The sequence below is a fragment of the Streptomyces sp. APSN-46.1 genome, assembly GCF_022815725.1.
In the GTDB taxonomy this organism is placed as follows: domain Bacteria; phylum Actinomycetota; class Actinomycetes; order Streptomycetales; family Streptomycetaceae; genus Streptomyces.
In genome coordinates this window covers 288346-302631 of record NZ_JALGRF010000003.1, presented here as the reverse complement: position 1 = coordinate 302631, position 14286 = coordinate 288346, and the positions used below count along the sequence as shown (strand labels likewise).

General features: G+C 72.1%; 11 protein-coding genes. 6 read left to right on the top strand and 5 right to left on the bottom strand.

Translation table 11 applies throughout. The features are described 5' to 3' along the window. Window positions 1-48: 48 nt before the first annotated feature. From MTF65_RS13615 to MTF65_RS13590, 6 genes are all read left to right on the top strand, one after another. Window positions 49-1020 (top strand): hypothetical protein, encoded by a 972-nt coding sequence (locus tag MTF65_RS13615; protein WP_243628919.1) that lies wholly within the window; start codon window positions 49-51, stop codon window positions 1018-1020. A 14-nt stretch (window positions 1021-1034) separates the two neighbouring features. Next, window positions 1035-1589: a Uma2 family endonuclease gene (locus MTF65_RS13610; RefSeq protein ID WP_243629071.1), complete on the top strand. Its 555-nt coding sequence runs from the start codon at window positions 1035-1037 to the stop codon at window positions 1587-1589. A gap of 107 nt (window positions 1590-1696) precedes the next feature. Further along, window positions 1697-2971: an aspartate kinase gene (locus MTF65_RS13605; RefSeq protein ID WP_243628918.1), complete on the top strand. Its 1275-nt coding sequence runs from the start codon at window positions 1697-1699 to the stop codon at window positions 2969-2971. Then, a complete protein-coding gene (locus MTF65_RS13600) occupies window positions 2968-4041 on the top strand; it encodes an aspartate-semialdehyde dehydrogenase (protein WP_243628917.1) in 1074 nt (357 codons plus the stop codon). The genes MTF65_RS13605 and MTF65_RS13600 overlap by 4 nt, the downstream gene beginning before the upstream one ends. Before the next feature lie 169 nt (window positions 4042-4210). Then, entirely contained in the window at window positions 4211-4990 is a 780-nt protein-coding gene (locus tag MTF65_RS13595) for a SigE family RNA polymerase sigma factor (protein ID WP_374207225.1), read from the top strand. Beyond that, window positions 4987-6123 carry a hypothetical protein gene (locus MTF65_RS13590; RefSeq protein ID WP_243628915.1) on the top strand — a complete coding sequence of 379 codons (1137 nt, stop codon included), beginning with the start codon at window positions 4987-4989 and terminating at the stop codon, window positions 6121-6123. Before MTF65_RS13595 ends, MTF65_RS13590 begins: the two co-directional genes overlap by 4 nt. A gap of 221 nt (window positions 6124-6344) precedes the next feature. On the opposite strand, the gene MTF65_RS13585 is transcribed toward MTF65_RS13590, so the two are convergent. The 5 genes from MTF65_RS13585 to MTF65_RS13565 form a co-directional block, all read right to left on the bottom strand. Further along, on the bottom strand, window positions 6345-7169 hold the full coding sequence (locus MTF65_RS13585) for an SURF1 family protein (RefSeq protein ID WP_243628914.1): 825 nt from the start codon (window positions 7167-7169) through the stop codon (window positions 6345-6347). 56 nt (window positions 7170-7225) lie between these two features. Beyond that, window positions 7226-9046, bottom strand: a complete 1821-nt coding sequence (locus tag MTF65_RS13580) for a prolyl oligopeptidase family serine peptidase (protein WP_243628913.1) — start codon at window positions 9044-9046, stop codon at window positions 7226-7228. 141 nt (window positions 9047-9187) lie between these two features. Next, window positions 9188-10324 carry an acyltransferase gene (locus tag MTF65_RS13575; RefSeq protein ID WP_243628912.1) on the bottom strand — a complete coding sequence of 379 codons (1137 nt, stop codon included), beginning with the start codon at window positions 10322-10324 and terminating at the stop codon, window positions 9188-9190. After that, window positions 10321-12399 (bottom strand): PIG-L family deacetylase, encoded by a 2079-nt coding sequence (locus MTF65_RS13570; RefSeq protein WP_243628911.1) that lies wholly within the window; start codon window positions 12397-12399, stop codon window positions 10321-10323. Before MTF65_RS13570 ends, MTF65_RS13575 begins: the two co-directional genes overlap by 4 nt. A gap of 16 nt (window positions 12400-12415) precedes the next feature. Beyond that, window positions 12416-14104 carry a stealth family protein gene (locus MTF65_RS13565; RefSeq protein ID WP_243629070.1) on the bottom strand — a complete coding sequence of 563 codons (1689 nt, stop codon included), beginning with the start codon at window positions 14102-14104 and terminating at the stop codon, window positions 12416-12418. Between the last annotated feature and the right edge of the window lie 182 nt (window positions 14105-14286).

The window sequence follows — 14286 nt, the reverse complement described above, 5'->3', positions numbered from 1 at the left end:
CAAGATCAGGAACGTGATCTCGTGGCTGTTGCCGACTTTATCCCTGTCATGCCCTCCGCAGCGCACCCGATGGCCAATCCCGGTTTCGGAAAGCGCGAGGCGCCCGGCCAACTGGCCCGCACGGCCGAAGATTTCGGACATCTGACCAAGTGTGAAGCCGCGTTCGCCGCGTTTATCGACTGGTTGCCCGAAGGCGCCGCGATGGACCACAAGACGCTGGCCGCGCACATCCCCGGGATCGGCCAGGCCGGGACGCGCGGCGTGCTCCAGAACCTCACCGTCGCCGGCCACCTCCGACGGCTCAAGGAGCGCGTGGTCCGCGAGGGCAGCTCGCGCTGGGTGACCCGTACGTATTTCTCCCGGACCGTGCGGAACGACGACTGGTGGCGGGCCTATTGCCGCTCGGTCGGCGCCCGGCTGGTGCCGGTGGCCGCCGGGCCCGGGGAGGGCACCGAAGCACCCGCGCCGGGGGACGACATGGGGGCTGCCGAGGTTCCGCCCGTGGAGGAGACCACCGCCTACCGGACCCTCGCCAAGCTCAAGGAAGCCGACCCCGACGCGATCCTGTCCGCCGCCGACTGCGCGTCGCTGACGCCGCTGGCCGCCGAGTGGCTGGAGCGCGGGTGTGACGTAGGGCAGCTCACGCACGCCCTGACCGCTGGACTTCCCAAGCCGCTGCACAACCCGGCGGCGCTCATCCGCAAACGACTGGAGGACAAGATGCCCCCGAAGCCCACTCCCGCGCCCGAGACCGTCGAGCAGTCCCTGCTGATGTGCATGTTCTGCGAGGAGACCGAGCAGACGTCGAAGATCGTCAACGGCCTCTGCGAGGAATGCCTGGAGGGCGACGGCGACGATAGCGCGGTGCCGAATGACGAAGACTGGGAGAAGATCCTCTCCGCAATCTCGATCTCTGACTGGCCCCGCGTCCACCCCGACCAGCCCGCCGAGGCGGAGGTCCCGGCCCTCGCGGACGGCCTCCGCGCGGCCGCAGGCCTCCCTCCGAAGCGCCGGGCGTGAACGTGCACGCCCAGATGTCCACCGAGGAATTCGAAGAACTCGCCCGCAACGCGCCCAGGCTGGTGCGGCTGGAGTTCATCCGGGGACGGGTGCAGGTCAAGCCCGTGCCGGACGGAAATCACCAGACGATCGTCATGTGGCTGCTGAAGCAGTGCATGCGGCAGCGTCCGGACTTGGAGCTGTACGGGGAGCAGGGGCTCAAGGTCGAGGCCTACCGCAATGGCCGGGCGCGCGCCGACGCCGTGCTCGTGCCGGAAGAGCACTTGGTCGGCCGGGGGGACTGGATCGATCCGACCGGTGTGCTCATGGCGGTCGAGGTCACCTCGCACGATCGCGATACCGACGCACGGGACCGGCTGGAGAAGCCCGAGGGTTACGCGCAGGCCGGGATTCCCGTCTATCTGCTCATCGACCGGGAAAACCTCTCCGTCGTCGTGCATGCCGAGCCCGAGGGCGGGAAGTACCGCGCGATCACGGCCCGGCCCTTCGGGGCGGTGATCGATTTGCCCGAGCCGGTCAAGGTCACGCTGGAGACCGAGAGGCTCAAGGAGTACGCCGACTGGGCGTGATCATGGGACGAACAGAATGTCTCATGATGTGGTACGTGGCGGTCGGATGGCGGGCGCTCGTTAGACTGCGTGACTGACCGCAGTAACGGACTGAGCGAGGAGCGCACGTGGGCCTTGTCGTGCAGAAGTACGGAGGCTCCTCCGTAGCGGATGCCGAGGGCATCAAGCGCGTCGCCAAGCGGATCGTGGATGCCAAGAAGAACGGCCACCAGGTGGTCGTCGTGGTATCCGCGATGGGCGACACGACGGACGAGCTGATCGATCTCGCCGAGCAGGTATCCCCGATGCCTGCCGGGCGCGAATTCGACATGCTGCTGACCGCCGGAGAGCGGATCTCCATGGCCCTGCTGGCCATGGCGATCAAAAACCTGGGCCACGAGGCCCAGTCGTTCACCGGTAGCCAGGCAGGCGTCATCACCGACTCGGTCCACAACAAAGCGCGCATCATCGATGTCACGCCGGGCCGCATCCGCACCGCGCTGGACGAGGGCAACATCGCCATCGTCGCCGGCTTCCAGGGCGTGTCGGCGGACTCCAAGGACATCACCACCCTGGGGCGTGGCGGGTCCGACACGACCGCTGTCGCGCTCGCGGCCGCGCTGGACGCCGAGGTCTGCGAGATCTACACCGACGTCGACGGCGTCTTCACCGCGGACCCCCGCGTCGTGAAGAAGGCCAAGAAGCTCGACTGGATCTCCTCCGAGGACATGCTGGAGCTGGCGGCCTCCGGTTCCAAGGTGCTGCTGCACCGCTGCGTCGAGTACGCGCGCCGCTACAACATCCCGATCCACGTCCGCTCGTCCTTCTCGGGACTGCCGGGCACCTGGGTCAGCAACGAGAATCCGCAAGGGGACGCGCAGGTGGAGCACGCCATCATCTCCGGAGTCGCGCACGACGTCTCCGAAGCCAAGATCACGGTCGTCGGCGTTCCGGACAAGCCGGGCGAGGCCGCGGCGATCTTCCGCGCCATCGCGGACGCCGAGATCAACATCGACATGATCGTCCAGAACGTGTCGGCCGCCTCCACGGGCCTGACGGACATCTCCTTCACCCTCCCCAAGACCGAGGGCCACAAGGCCATCGAGGCCCTGGAGAAGGCGAAGGCCGTCATCGGCTTCGAATCCCTGCGCTACGACGACCAGATCGGCAAGATCTCCCTGGTCGGCGCGGGCATGAAGACGAACCCGGGCGTCACCGCCTCGTTCTTCCAGGCGCTGTCCGACGCGGGCGTCAACATCGAGCTGATCTCGACCTCCGAGATCCGGATCTCGGTCGTGACCCGCCAGGACGACGTCAACGAGGCGGTCCGCGCCGTGCACACGGCCTTCGGCCTCGACTCCGACAGCGACGAGGCCGTCGTCTACGGAGGCACCGGACGATGACCGCCGACCGGTCCTCCGGCCCGGCGCTCGCCGTGGTCGGGGCGACCGGGGCAGTCGGTTCCGTTCTGCTCCAGATCCTGTCCCAGCGGGTGGACGTCTGGGGCGACATACGCCTGATCGCCTCCGCGCGCTCGGCCGGCCGGGTGCTGGCCGTGCGCGGGGTGGAGACCGAGGTGCTGGCCCTCACCGAGGACGCCTTCGACGGCCTCGGGGTGGGCGACGTGGCGCTCTTCCTGACCCCGGCCGAGGTCTCGGCCCGGTGGGCCCCCGTCGTCACCGCGCGCGGCGCCGTGGTCGTCGACCAGTCGGCCGCCTTCCGGGACGACCCCGAGGTGCCCCTCGTGGTGCCCGAGGTGAACGGGCACGCCGTACGGATCCGGCCGCGCGGGATCGTCGCCGGCCCCGACTGCGTCACCGCCGCGATGATCGCGGCCCTGGGCGCGCTGCACGCCGAGTACGCGCTGGCCGACCTCGCCGTCTCCTCGTACCAGGCGGCGGGCGGCTCCGGCCGGGCCGGTTCGGAGGCGCTGCGCCGCCAGCTGTCGCTGGTCGCCGGGACCGACCTCGGGGAGAAGCCCGGGGACGTACGCCGTGCCGTGGGCGAGGACACCGGCCCCTTCGCGGCCCCGCTCGCCCTCAATGTGGTGCCGTGGTCCGGTGAGCTGCGCGAGGGCGGCTGGTCCTCGCACGAGCTGGCCGTACGGGCGGAGACCCGGCGGATCCTGGAGCTGGCGGACCTTCCGGTGGCGGTGACCTGCGTACAAGTACCGGTGCTGGTCGGGCATTCGCTGACGGTCCGGGCCCGGTTCGAGAACGAGGTGGACGCCGCGCACGCCCGGGAGATCCTGGAGGCGGCGCCCGGGGTGGTCCTCGTGGACGATCCGGCGGCGGGCGAGTTCCCGACGCCGGCGGACGCGGCCGGGACGGATCCGGCCTGGGTGGGGCGGCTGCGGGCCTCGCTCGACGACAGCCGCTCCCTTGAGTTCTTCGTGTGCGCCGACAACCTCCGCAAAGGCGCGGCCCTGAACGCGACTCAGATCTCGGAACTGATCGCAGTCGAAAACGCGTAATTCACTTTGTAGGATCGGTGTCGATCCCTTGATCAAGGTGATGGCCCGACTGCCGTCTCGAAAGACGGGGCAATCGGGAAGAGCGGGTACGCATGAGGGCAATGGGGATATTGCTGGAGACTCTGCCTCGCGCGTACAACCCTGACGGGGGGACGCGTGTCCAACTGGCGTGGCCGAGGCATTGCTCGACATCGCCGTTGTACCGGCGCGCTCCGGAATCGTTCCGTCGCGCCCGGGCTCTCGCGTGGGCTCGCGTGTGCCCGGCGGGTTCCCGGTGATCATGCCCGTCCCGCCCGCCGGCGCCTCTCCCGTCCCGCCGCTGTCCGTGGTACCGATCCGGGGCGGCCGCGTGCCCTCGCCCCGCGATAGCTCGCAAGGCGACGGGAGCAACGCCCGGGCGGCCACCGCCGAGAAGGCGGAGAAGGCGGAGAAGGCGGAGAAGGCCGTGGTGGCCGGCACGACGGTGGACCACCTCACGGAGACCTACCAGGCGCACTACCGCTCCCTCCTCGGACTCGCCGCGCTGCTCCTCGACGACACCGCGTCCTGCGAGGACGTCGTCCAAGAGGCCTTCATCCGCGTGCACTCGGCCCGCAACCGGGTCCGGGACCGTGACAAGACGCTGGCGTACCTGCGCCAGACCGTCGTCAACCTCTCGCGCTCCGCGCTGCGCCGCAGGATCCTCGGCCTCAAGCTGCTGTCGAAGCCGATGCCGGACATGGCCAGTGCCGAGGAGGGCGCTTACGACCTGCTGGAGCGGGACGATCTGATCAAGGCGATGCGGGGACTCCAGCGTCGCCAGCGTGAGGTACTGGTGCTGCGGTACTTCGCGGACATGACGGAGGCCCAGGTCGCCGAGACGCTCGGCGTCTCGCTCGGCTCGGTGAAGGCGTACGGATCGCGGGGCATTGCCGCGCTGCGGGTGGCGATGGAGGCTGCGCAATCATGAGGGACGACCACAAGAACCCGCCGGGTGACGACGCCGAGGCCGAGGCCGGGGCCCGCGAGGACGCCGGGGCCCGCGAGGAGCAGGCGCTGCGGAGCCTGTTCAGCGGCGCCGTCCAGGACATCAAGCCCGCCGAGGGCGCGCTGGAGCGGCTGCGGTACGCCGTCCCCGCCCGCCGGGCGCGCAAGCGGCGGGTGCTCGTCGGCGCCGCCGCCGTCGCGCTGCTGGCGGGTACGACGGTCCCCGCCGCCATGCGTCTGACGGGCGCCGAGGGCACCGAGGCCGGGCACTCGGCCATCGCCGGGCACGGGCAGGAGCAGGCCGGCAAGCACGGCGCCGACTCCGACCCGCACCAGAACGGCTCCGGCGGACTCGCGCCGACCTCCACGAAGCCCCCGGGGAAGGGCGGCGGGGACGCGGACGGCGCCGGCGCGCAGCCGGACCCCGAGGCCGCCGGCTCCCCGAGCGGCGGCGCGGTGGCGGGGCAGCCCAGCCCCGGCGCGGCGACCGGCACGAACCCGCAGCCCCCGGTCGTGCCGTCGGGTGTGCCCGGGTGCGGAGCCGCGCAGTTGGGCGTGCGGGCCAGTGCCCGCGCCCCCGAGGCCGACGGCAAGGTGTTCGGCAGTTTCAAGGTCACCAACGTCTCGGGCAAGGGCTGCGCCGTCACCGGCCCGGACTCCGTGACGGCGGCGGTGGCGCCCGGTCCCGCGACCGGCGGCCCCTCCTCGGCGGTGGGCGTGGTGGGCCACCGGGCCGGGGACCCGGCCAGCGGGCTGCTGACCGAGCCGGCGGCGGAGGTGCCGGTGCTGATGCTCGCGCCGAACTCCGCGTACGAGGTCCAGTTCGCCTGGGTTCCGTCGGGTGAGCCCTGTCCGGCGACGAGCCCGGACCCGGGTGCGAAGCCGTCGGACGGCACCGGCGCGGAGTCGGGGTCCGTCGAGACGGGCGCCGCCGCCGGCACGGACGCGGCCGCGGATCCGCAGACGGGCGGAGCGCCTTCGCCGGACCCGAACGGCTTGGCGGTGTCGCACACGCCGGTCGCGGGCGCGCCGACCACGCAGACCACCATCCCCAGCGCCTGCGGCGGGACGGTCTACCGGACGGGCGTCATCCCGCTGGACGCGCCGAAGCCGTAGCCCTGGCCGGGCGACTGTGGCGGGCCCAGGCGGCCCACATGCCGGCCGCCGGCTACGCCGGAACCCGCCGGTGGGCGCGGCCGACCTCGGCGGGATGCCAGGGAACCCGGCTCCGCCGGGCACCGGGCTCCGCCCGGACCCGCGCCTCAAACGCCGGCGAGGCTGAAGGTGCCGCCGGCGAGGCTGAAGGTGCCCCCCGGCCTCCATCTGGTGGGATCCCCCTAGCGGGCGCGCGCGGCCTGGTCCGGCGTGGTCTCGGCCGGAGTTCCCGGAGCGTCCGCCGCGTTCGCCTCGTCCGGGAGAAGGCCCGCCTCGGCGTCCCGGAGGGTTTCGACCTCGCGCCGGTAGAGCCGGAACCACATGAACAGCACGAACGCGGCGAAGACGAACCACTCGCCCGTGTAGCCGAGGTTCTGGAACGCCTTCAGGTCGAGCCCGGTGTTGGACGGTGCCCGCGCGGGCACCGGAGTCAGACCGTCCGCCGGGCTCTGCACCGTCAGCCAGGCGTCGTACAGGTCGTACGGCACGATGTTGACCAGCGAGGCCGCCCCGATCACCCCGAGCTGCCCGGCCGGCAGACCGCCGGCCGCGTAGACGCCCTTGGTGCTGGAGTTCTCCGAGGCCTGGAGCGCGCCCGTGACCTCCACCCGCCCGGTCGGCGCGGCCGGGGCCCGGCCCGCGTCCGGCGCCCCCGGCAGCCAGCCCCGGACCACCGGAACGGCCTTGCCGGAGTCGGTCCGCAGCAGGGTCAGGACGTAGAAGCCGGACTTCCCGTCGAGCGTCCGCTCCGGGACCAGCAGCTGTTCGCCGTACTCGCCGGAGGCGGAGGCGAGCCGTCCCGAGGTCTGCTTGTCCACCGGAAGCAGTGAGTCCAGCGGCGCGGCGCTCTGGTCGGCGGGCCGCTCGGCGCTCGCCTCGCGGTGGCTGTCGACGCGGTCCTCGAACCGGCCGAGCTGCCAGGACCCCATGAACAGGCAGACGGGGACGCCGAGCGCGACGAAGACGTTGATCCCCCACCAGCGCGGGGTCAGGAGAAACCGGTGCACCCCACCACCGTACGGGGGGTGCACCGGGGAACGGCTGGCGGGGTTCCTGGCGGGGTTCAGTGCGGCAGGTGCTTCAGCGCGAACTCCAGCTCCATCCGGACCTGCTTGATCCGCTCCTCCACGACGAGCGAACCGTGCCCGGCGTCGTACCGGTACACCTCGTGCACCGCCCCGCGCGCGGCCAGCCGGTCGACGTAGTTCTCGATCTGCCGGATCGGGCAGCGCGGGTCGTTGACGCCCGCCGCGATGTGCACGGGCGCCTTCACCGCGTCCACGTAGGTGAGCGGCGAGGACACCTCGAAGCGCTCCGGGACCTCCTCCGGCGTGCCGCCGAAGAGGGTGCGGTCCAGGGACTTCAGCGCCTCCATCTCGTCGTGGTACGCGGTCACGTAGTCGGCCACCGGTACGGCGGCCAGCCCGACCGCCCAGGCCTCGGGCCGCATGCCGATGCCGAGCAGCGTCAGGTATCCGCCCCAGGAGCCACCTGAGAGCACCAGCCGCGCCGGGTCCGCGAGGCCGCAGGCCACCGCCCATTCCCGGACGGCCTCGATGTCCTCCAGCTCGATCAGCCCGACCCGGTGCTTGAGGGCGTCGGTCCACGCGCGGCCGTAGCCCGTGGAGCCCCGGTAGTTGACGCGGACGACGGCGAAGCCGTGGTCCAGCCAGGCCGCCGGGGCCGCCGCGAAGGCGTCGCTGTCGTGCCAGGTGGGCCCGCCGTGGATCTCGAAGACCGTCGGGAAGGGGCCGTCGCCGTGGCCCACCGGCCGCTGCGCGAGGGCGTGGATCCGCCCGCCCGGGCCCTCCACCCACACGTCCTCCACCGGCACCGAGCCCGGCGGCCGGAACCCGGGGGGATCGAGGACGACCCCGCCCGCGGTGGACCGTACGGCCGAGGGCTCGGCCGCCGAGGACCACTGGTACTCCACCGTCCCGTCGGGCCGCGCCGTCGCACCCGAGACCGTCCCGGGCGGCGTGTCCACGCGGACGAGTTCCCGCGCGGCCAGGTCGTACCGCCAGAGCTCGCTGCGCGCCTCGAAGCCGTGCGCGATGAGCAGCGCCGACCCGTCCGGGTACCACTCGGCGCTCACGTCGCCCGGCAGATCGATCGCCAGGTCCTCCTGGGCGCCGGAGGCCACGTCCCACACCATCGGCTCCCAGCGGCCGCGCCGCTGGTGGCCGATCAGCAGCCGGGTGTCGCCGGAGACGGGCGCGAAGCCGAGCACCTCCAGGCCGAGCTCCTCGGTGCCCGCCCTGGAGTCGTCCAGCTCGGCGACGGTGGTCCCGTCGAGGGTGACCACGCGCAGGGACGAGTGCATCGCGTCGCCGTGTTCGGTGTGCTCGATGGCGATCAGGGTCCCGTCCCGGGACAGGTCGCCCACGCCGGCCGACTCGCGGTGCCGGTAGATCTCGGCGGGCGCCGAGCCGTCGGGGCGTACGACGTGGATCGTGGAGCCCTCCTCGTCGGTGGAGCGCCCGACGACCGCCGTGCCGTCCCGCCCGATGGCCAGCCCGGCGGGGTACGAGGGCTCCAGCCCCGGGGTGGCCGGCTCGTCGGGGCCGCCCGCGAAGGGCTGGCGCACCCAGGTGCCGAACTCGTCGCCGTCGGTGTCGGAGAACCACCAGATCCACTCGCCGTCGGGGGAGAGGGTGCCGTCGGTGGTGCCGTTGGGGCGGTCGGTGGCCTGCCGCTGCTCGCCGGTGGCGCGGTCCCAGGCGTAGAGCTCGAAGGTTCCGGTCGCGTTGGAGACGAAGAGCGCGCGGTCCGGGGCGTCCTCGGCCCAGTCGGGCAGCCCGACGCGCGGTGCGCGGAACCGCTTCTCCCAGTCGGGCCAGTCGGGGGTCACGTCGCCGGGGGTCACATCGCTGTCGCTGGTCATGGCCCCATTCTCGCCGGACGGCGCGCGGGGCGCCGACTGCTCCGAACGAGTGCGGGGAACGAGTGCGGGAACGAGTGCGGGGCGGGACGGTTTCCCGTCCCGCCCCGGCGCGTACGTCGCGTACGTCGCCTCCCGGGCCCCTCAGCGCCGGCCGGCGCCCGGGCCCGCTCCGGTGAGCCACTTCTTCATGGCCTTCGCGCTCGGACGCTCGACGAAGCGGTGCACCAGCCAGGAGGCGATCAGCATGACCGCGAGGATGCCGCCGAGCAGCGGCCAGGGCGCGATGTCGGTGTGCAGGCGCCGGATGATCTCCCAGCCCAGCTCCTCGTGGAGCAGGTACAGCGGGAAGGTGAGGGCGCCGGCGGTGGTGAGCCACTTGCGGTTGAAGAAGCGCAGGCGGCCGAGGGCCACGCCCAGGACGAGCAGGTAGAACAGCGTGATGACGGCCAGGCAGACGGTCCAGGAGAGCTGGTGCTTGACCGAGCCCTCGGCCGTCTTCATCAGACTGGGCAGCTGGTTCTGGGCGAGCAGCCAGGACGTGCCGAGCAGCAGCCACAGTTCGGGCTTGGTGCCGAACCGGTGCATCAGGAACATCACCACGCCCGCGACGAAGAACGGGGCGGACTCGGGCATGGCCATGAGCTGGATCAGGGCGATGCCCGAGTGCGGTGCCAGTACGGACATCAGCAGCCATATGCCACAGAAGACGACGACCCGGCGGTAGGTCACGCCGAGCGCGGCGACGATCGCGAACAGCAGGTAGAAGCGCAGCTCGGTCCAGAGCGTCCAGTAGACGGGGTCGATGTCGCCCGCGCCCATCGGCTCCTGGAGCATCGTCAGGTTCGACAGGATCTTGGTGGGGGTGTACCCGGTCTGCTTCATCCCGTGGGACCAGAGCATCACGCCGGCGGTGAGCAGTACGGCGAACCAGTACGCGGGGTAGAGCCGGATCACCCGGGAGATCGCGAAGTCCTTGACCGTGCGTCCCCAGCAGGACATGCAGATCACGAAGCCGCTGATCAGGAAGAACAGCTGAACGCCGAGCCAGCCGTACGAGGCGATCGGGTGCGCGGTGGGGAAGATCGCGGAGGTGGACTTGCCCCATAGCGGCGTCGCCCAGTCGTCGAAGGCGATGAAGTGGAAGGCGACGACGATCAGTGCCGCGACCAGGCGCAGCCCGTCGAGCGTGTACAGCCGCCCGCCCCGGGCGGGGCGGCCGGCGGCCGGCGCCGCGGCTTGGGCGGGTATGTGGGGAGAGACGGCCTGAGTAGTCATCATCGGCTGTTCTGTGGGATGGCGCTCGTCGCGAGGGTCGCGTCGGGTGCCAGGCGGGCGAGGAAGGGGCGGTCGGCGGAGTCGGTGGCCAGGGCCGCCTGTCCGACGACGGCGCCCTTGATGCTGGTCCAGCGGGGGGTGCCGCTGGTTTCGAGGGTGGCCAGGCTGGTGCCGCCGTCGTTGTTGCGGGCGGCGAGCAGCACCCCCTCGCGGAGCGGGTGGAGGGTGAGCGGTCCGTAGCCCCGGCCCGCGAGGTCGAGCTTCGCGTCGGTCCAGGCCCCGCCGTCGGTGGAGCTGCGGTACAGCTGGGGGCGGGCGGTCTTCGCCTCGCGGAACGCCAGGAGCAGCGAGCCGTCGGGGCGGGCCAGCACGGTCGGCGGGTCCGCGGGGGCGGGCAGGCCGGTGGCGACGAGGGCGAGTTCCTGGCCGGGCTTCTCGTGCGTCCAGTGGTGGACGGTGTCGTGCGCGGCGGCCAGGACGTGCACGCGGCCCTTGGTGTCGGTGGCGGCCGTCAGGCCTTCCTGTACCTCGGCGCCGCCCAGGTCGCGCCAGCCGGTCCAGGTGCCGTCGCCGCCGCGGCGGCGGGTGGAGACGCCCTTGGACCAGTTGCGCGCGAAGAGGTGGAGGGTGCCGTCGCCGGCGAGGGCCACGACGGGGGCGCCCACGCGGCGGCCGCGCTCCGGGTCCTTCTCGGGATTGCCGAGCGAGGTCCAGGCGCGGAACGCGCCGCCGGCGGCCTGCTGTTCGGTGGTGACGAGCTCGCGCAGGTTCTCCTCGGCCTTGGCGCCGAGACCGGCGACGCGCTGCGCGAACAGCTGCCAGCGGCCGTCCTTGGTGAGGACGGCGGCCAGGCCGGGCAGCAGTCCGTCGCCGCCGAGCAGCGTGGGCTTGCCCCAACTGCCGCTGCCGGGCGCGGACTCCTGCCACATGGCGGCCTGCCCGCCGAGGACGCCGAACGCGGTGAGCCGGCCGTCGGGGGCCTGCTGGACGCGGGGCCCGGCGGTGGGCTGGCGCTGGGAGGTGCGCTGGAGCCAGCCGGGGCCGAACGAGCGGTCCTGGCCGACGTCGTAGTCGCCGCAGCCGGCCACGAAGTCGCAGCGGTCCGGGGCGCCGCCGTAGGCGTTGAGGACGTCGGCCTTGGCGCGCTGGATCTGGCGCGGCAGATTGTGCGGCCACCGCTCGTTGAAGTAGCCGCGGTAGCTCACGACGGAGTACGAACGGCCTTCGCCGGGCCCCTTGTAACGCTCCAGGGCGGCGTACGCGAAGAGAGCTGCGGCCGTGTGGTCCGGGTGGTCGGAGTAACCGGGCTGGTCGTGGTGCGGCCGGTTCTTCGAGTCGTGGACCTGCATGTCGGGGTCGGGGTCCAGGGTGCGCACCAGCGTGGGCTTGTGCTCGTTCAGCAGCGCGGCCAGGTTGGCGATGAGGCTCTCGCGGGTCACCTCGTGGGAGGAGGTGACGGGGGAGCCGGTGCTGGCCAGGGTGCTGGTGGACGTGGCCGGGTCGGACCACAGCACCGGAAGGGCGTTGCTGGGGCCGCTGCCGCCCGTGGAGTGCTGCCGGACGCCGAGGAAGACCAGCTGGATGCCGGAGTGGCCCTTGAGGGTGTCCACCTCGACGAGCGTGCCGTCGGGCAGGGCCTTGGCCTCGACCGTCCAGGGCGCCTGTTCCTTGCCCGTGGCCATCAGGGCGTACGCCTGGCGCAGGCCCTGGCGCCGGGCGCCCGCGTACCCCGGGACGTCCGGCTTGGGGCGCGTCTTCTCGCCGGGGACCTTGTTGACGCCCGAGCTCTCACCGCAGTTGACGTAGACGCTGACCAGCCGGTCGTTGTCGCTGATCGACTGCTGGAGCTCCGGGTTCATGAAGTACAGGTCGTCGTCCGGATGGGCCACGATCTGCATGATCCGCGCGCCGCTCATACCGTCCTTCCCCGCGGGAACGGCGGCCCGCCCCGGGGCCGGGGCCTTCGGGGCGGGCTTCTTGCCGTCTGTGCCGGTGTGGCTGTCGGTGGTGCATCCCGCCGCCGCGAGGGCGAGGAGACCGGCGACAACGGTGCGCCGTTTGGGGGGTCGTACGGTCACGGAACTTCTCTCGTGGTTACGCGGGCCGCTCGAACCGGCTGGGTATGGGGAAGTACGAGTCCAGGAACGGCTTCAGCAGCCTGGTGCTGGTGTCGAAGTCCTCTTCCGTGGACAGCGTGTCGTTGAGGCAGAACACGTCCCGGTCGCGGGCGAGGAGCAGCCGGTCGAGCCGGTGACCGGCGTTGGGCAGCGAGACGTCGATGTACACGTACTCCAGGTCGCCGGCCAGTGCCCGCCCGGTGTGGAACGCGTAGTAGTGGTACAGCGAGGACGGGATGGCGATGTCCTGCGGGCTGCGGAACCGGTTGGCGGCCGTGGCCCGGTGCTGCTCCGCGAACTCGTCCTCGATCTCGGCCAGGACGGCGCGGCTCAGCGCGTGCGGGACGTGCCGCATCTTCTGTACCGGTGTGGTGCCGAAGCGCTCCTGGATCAGGGCGCGGTTGTTCTTGCCTGCGATGGAGACCGGCACGTCGTCGGTGGACGGCGGGCCGAGGGGCACCAGCGCGGGGGAGGGGAAGAACTGGGTCAGGCCGTTGGCGAGGAAGAACCCGCCCGGGGCCATCTCGCGGCCCAGGAACACGTCGTCGTTGAAGTAGAGGAAGTGCTCCGCGAGGCCCTCGATGTGGTGCAGCTGGCTCTCGATGGCGTGCGAGTTGAAGGTCGGCAGCGCGGACTGGTCGGCGAATATCTCGCGGTGGCTGACGACCTTGATCCCGGGCTGGGTGGTGTCCAGCCACTCGGGGGTCTGGTCGTCGGTGACCAGGTAGATGGTGCGCACCCAGGGGGCGTACGTGGCCAGCGACCGCAGGGAGTAGCGCAGTTCGTCGTGGTTGGCGTAGCGCGCCGCGTTCGCCGCTTCGGCGTGGTAGTCGGCGCCGGTGAACCGGGACCGGCGGCGCAGCCACTGCGGGTCGGCGCCGTCCACCCAGGTGTAGACGACGTCGATGGGGAAGGAGATGTCGCGGGGGAGCGTGGCCGTGAACTCGGGGCGGGTGCGCACCGTCATGGCGGTGGGGGTGTGGGTGCCCCAGGGCGCCGTGAAGGTGGTCACCGGGACCTCCACGGAGAGCCGGCCGGCCGGCACGGACTCGGTGATGGAGTTGCGGCGCGGTGCGACCAGCCGGTCGCCCTCGGCGGCCCAGAACTCGATGTCGCAGCCGTGCTCGGGCCCCAGGACCACGTGCCGGCCCGGGTCGGTCCGGTACCAGAACAGGCGCAGCGTGCGGGCGCGCCCGAACCGGCGCCAGTTGGCGGGCTGGTAGGCGGGGACGATGCGCCGGCTCTCCGGGCCTCGGGGGCCGAAGTAGGCCGGCAGCGTCCGGCTCAGCTCCTGGAGGGCGGTGACGACGCGGGCGCGGTCGGCGGCGGCGACGGCGACGGTGGTGGCCCGGCGGTCCTGGTTGCGTACGCAGAAGTAGTCGACTCCCGCTGTGTCCAGGGCCGCGGTGACCGCGCCGAGCCCGGCGCGGCGGGCGCTCTCGGGCGAGAGGCCGTCGTCGACGAAGGCTATGCGGGGGCGTCCGGCCACGGATATGACCTGGGCGCCCGAACTGGCCACGAGGGAGCGGCGCAGGGTGGCGAGGCTCGCGCCGCGCACCTTGCCGGGCATCTGGCCGACGCCGCCGGAACCGATGGACTGCTTGATGCGGCGGCGGGTCTCGGGGGAGTAGCGGGCCGCGACCACGCGGCGCAGGCGGGTGGGCATCACCTTGCGGTAGACGCCGACGAGAGCGGACCCCTCGGCGTTGGGACGCCCGGTTCCGCCGACCGGCGCGGCAGCCGCTTTCGCGGGGGCCGTCTCCTGCTTCAGCGACGGTACGGTCACGATGTGCTGCGCCTCATCCCTGCTCCTCGGTGAACCCCACCGTCGCATATCATGCAGAGCTA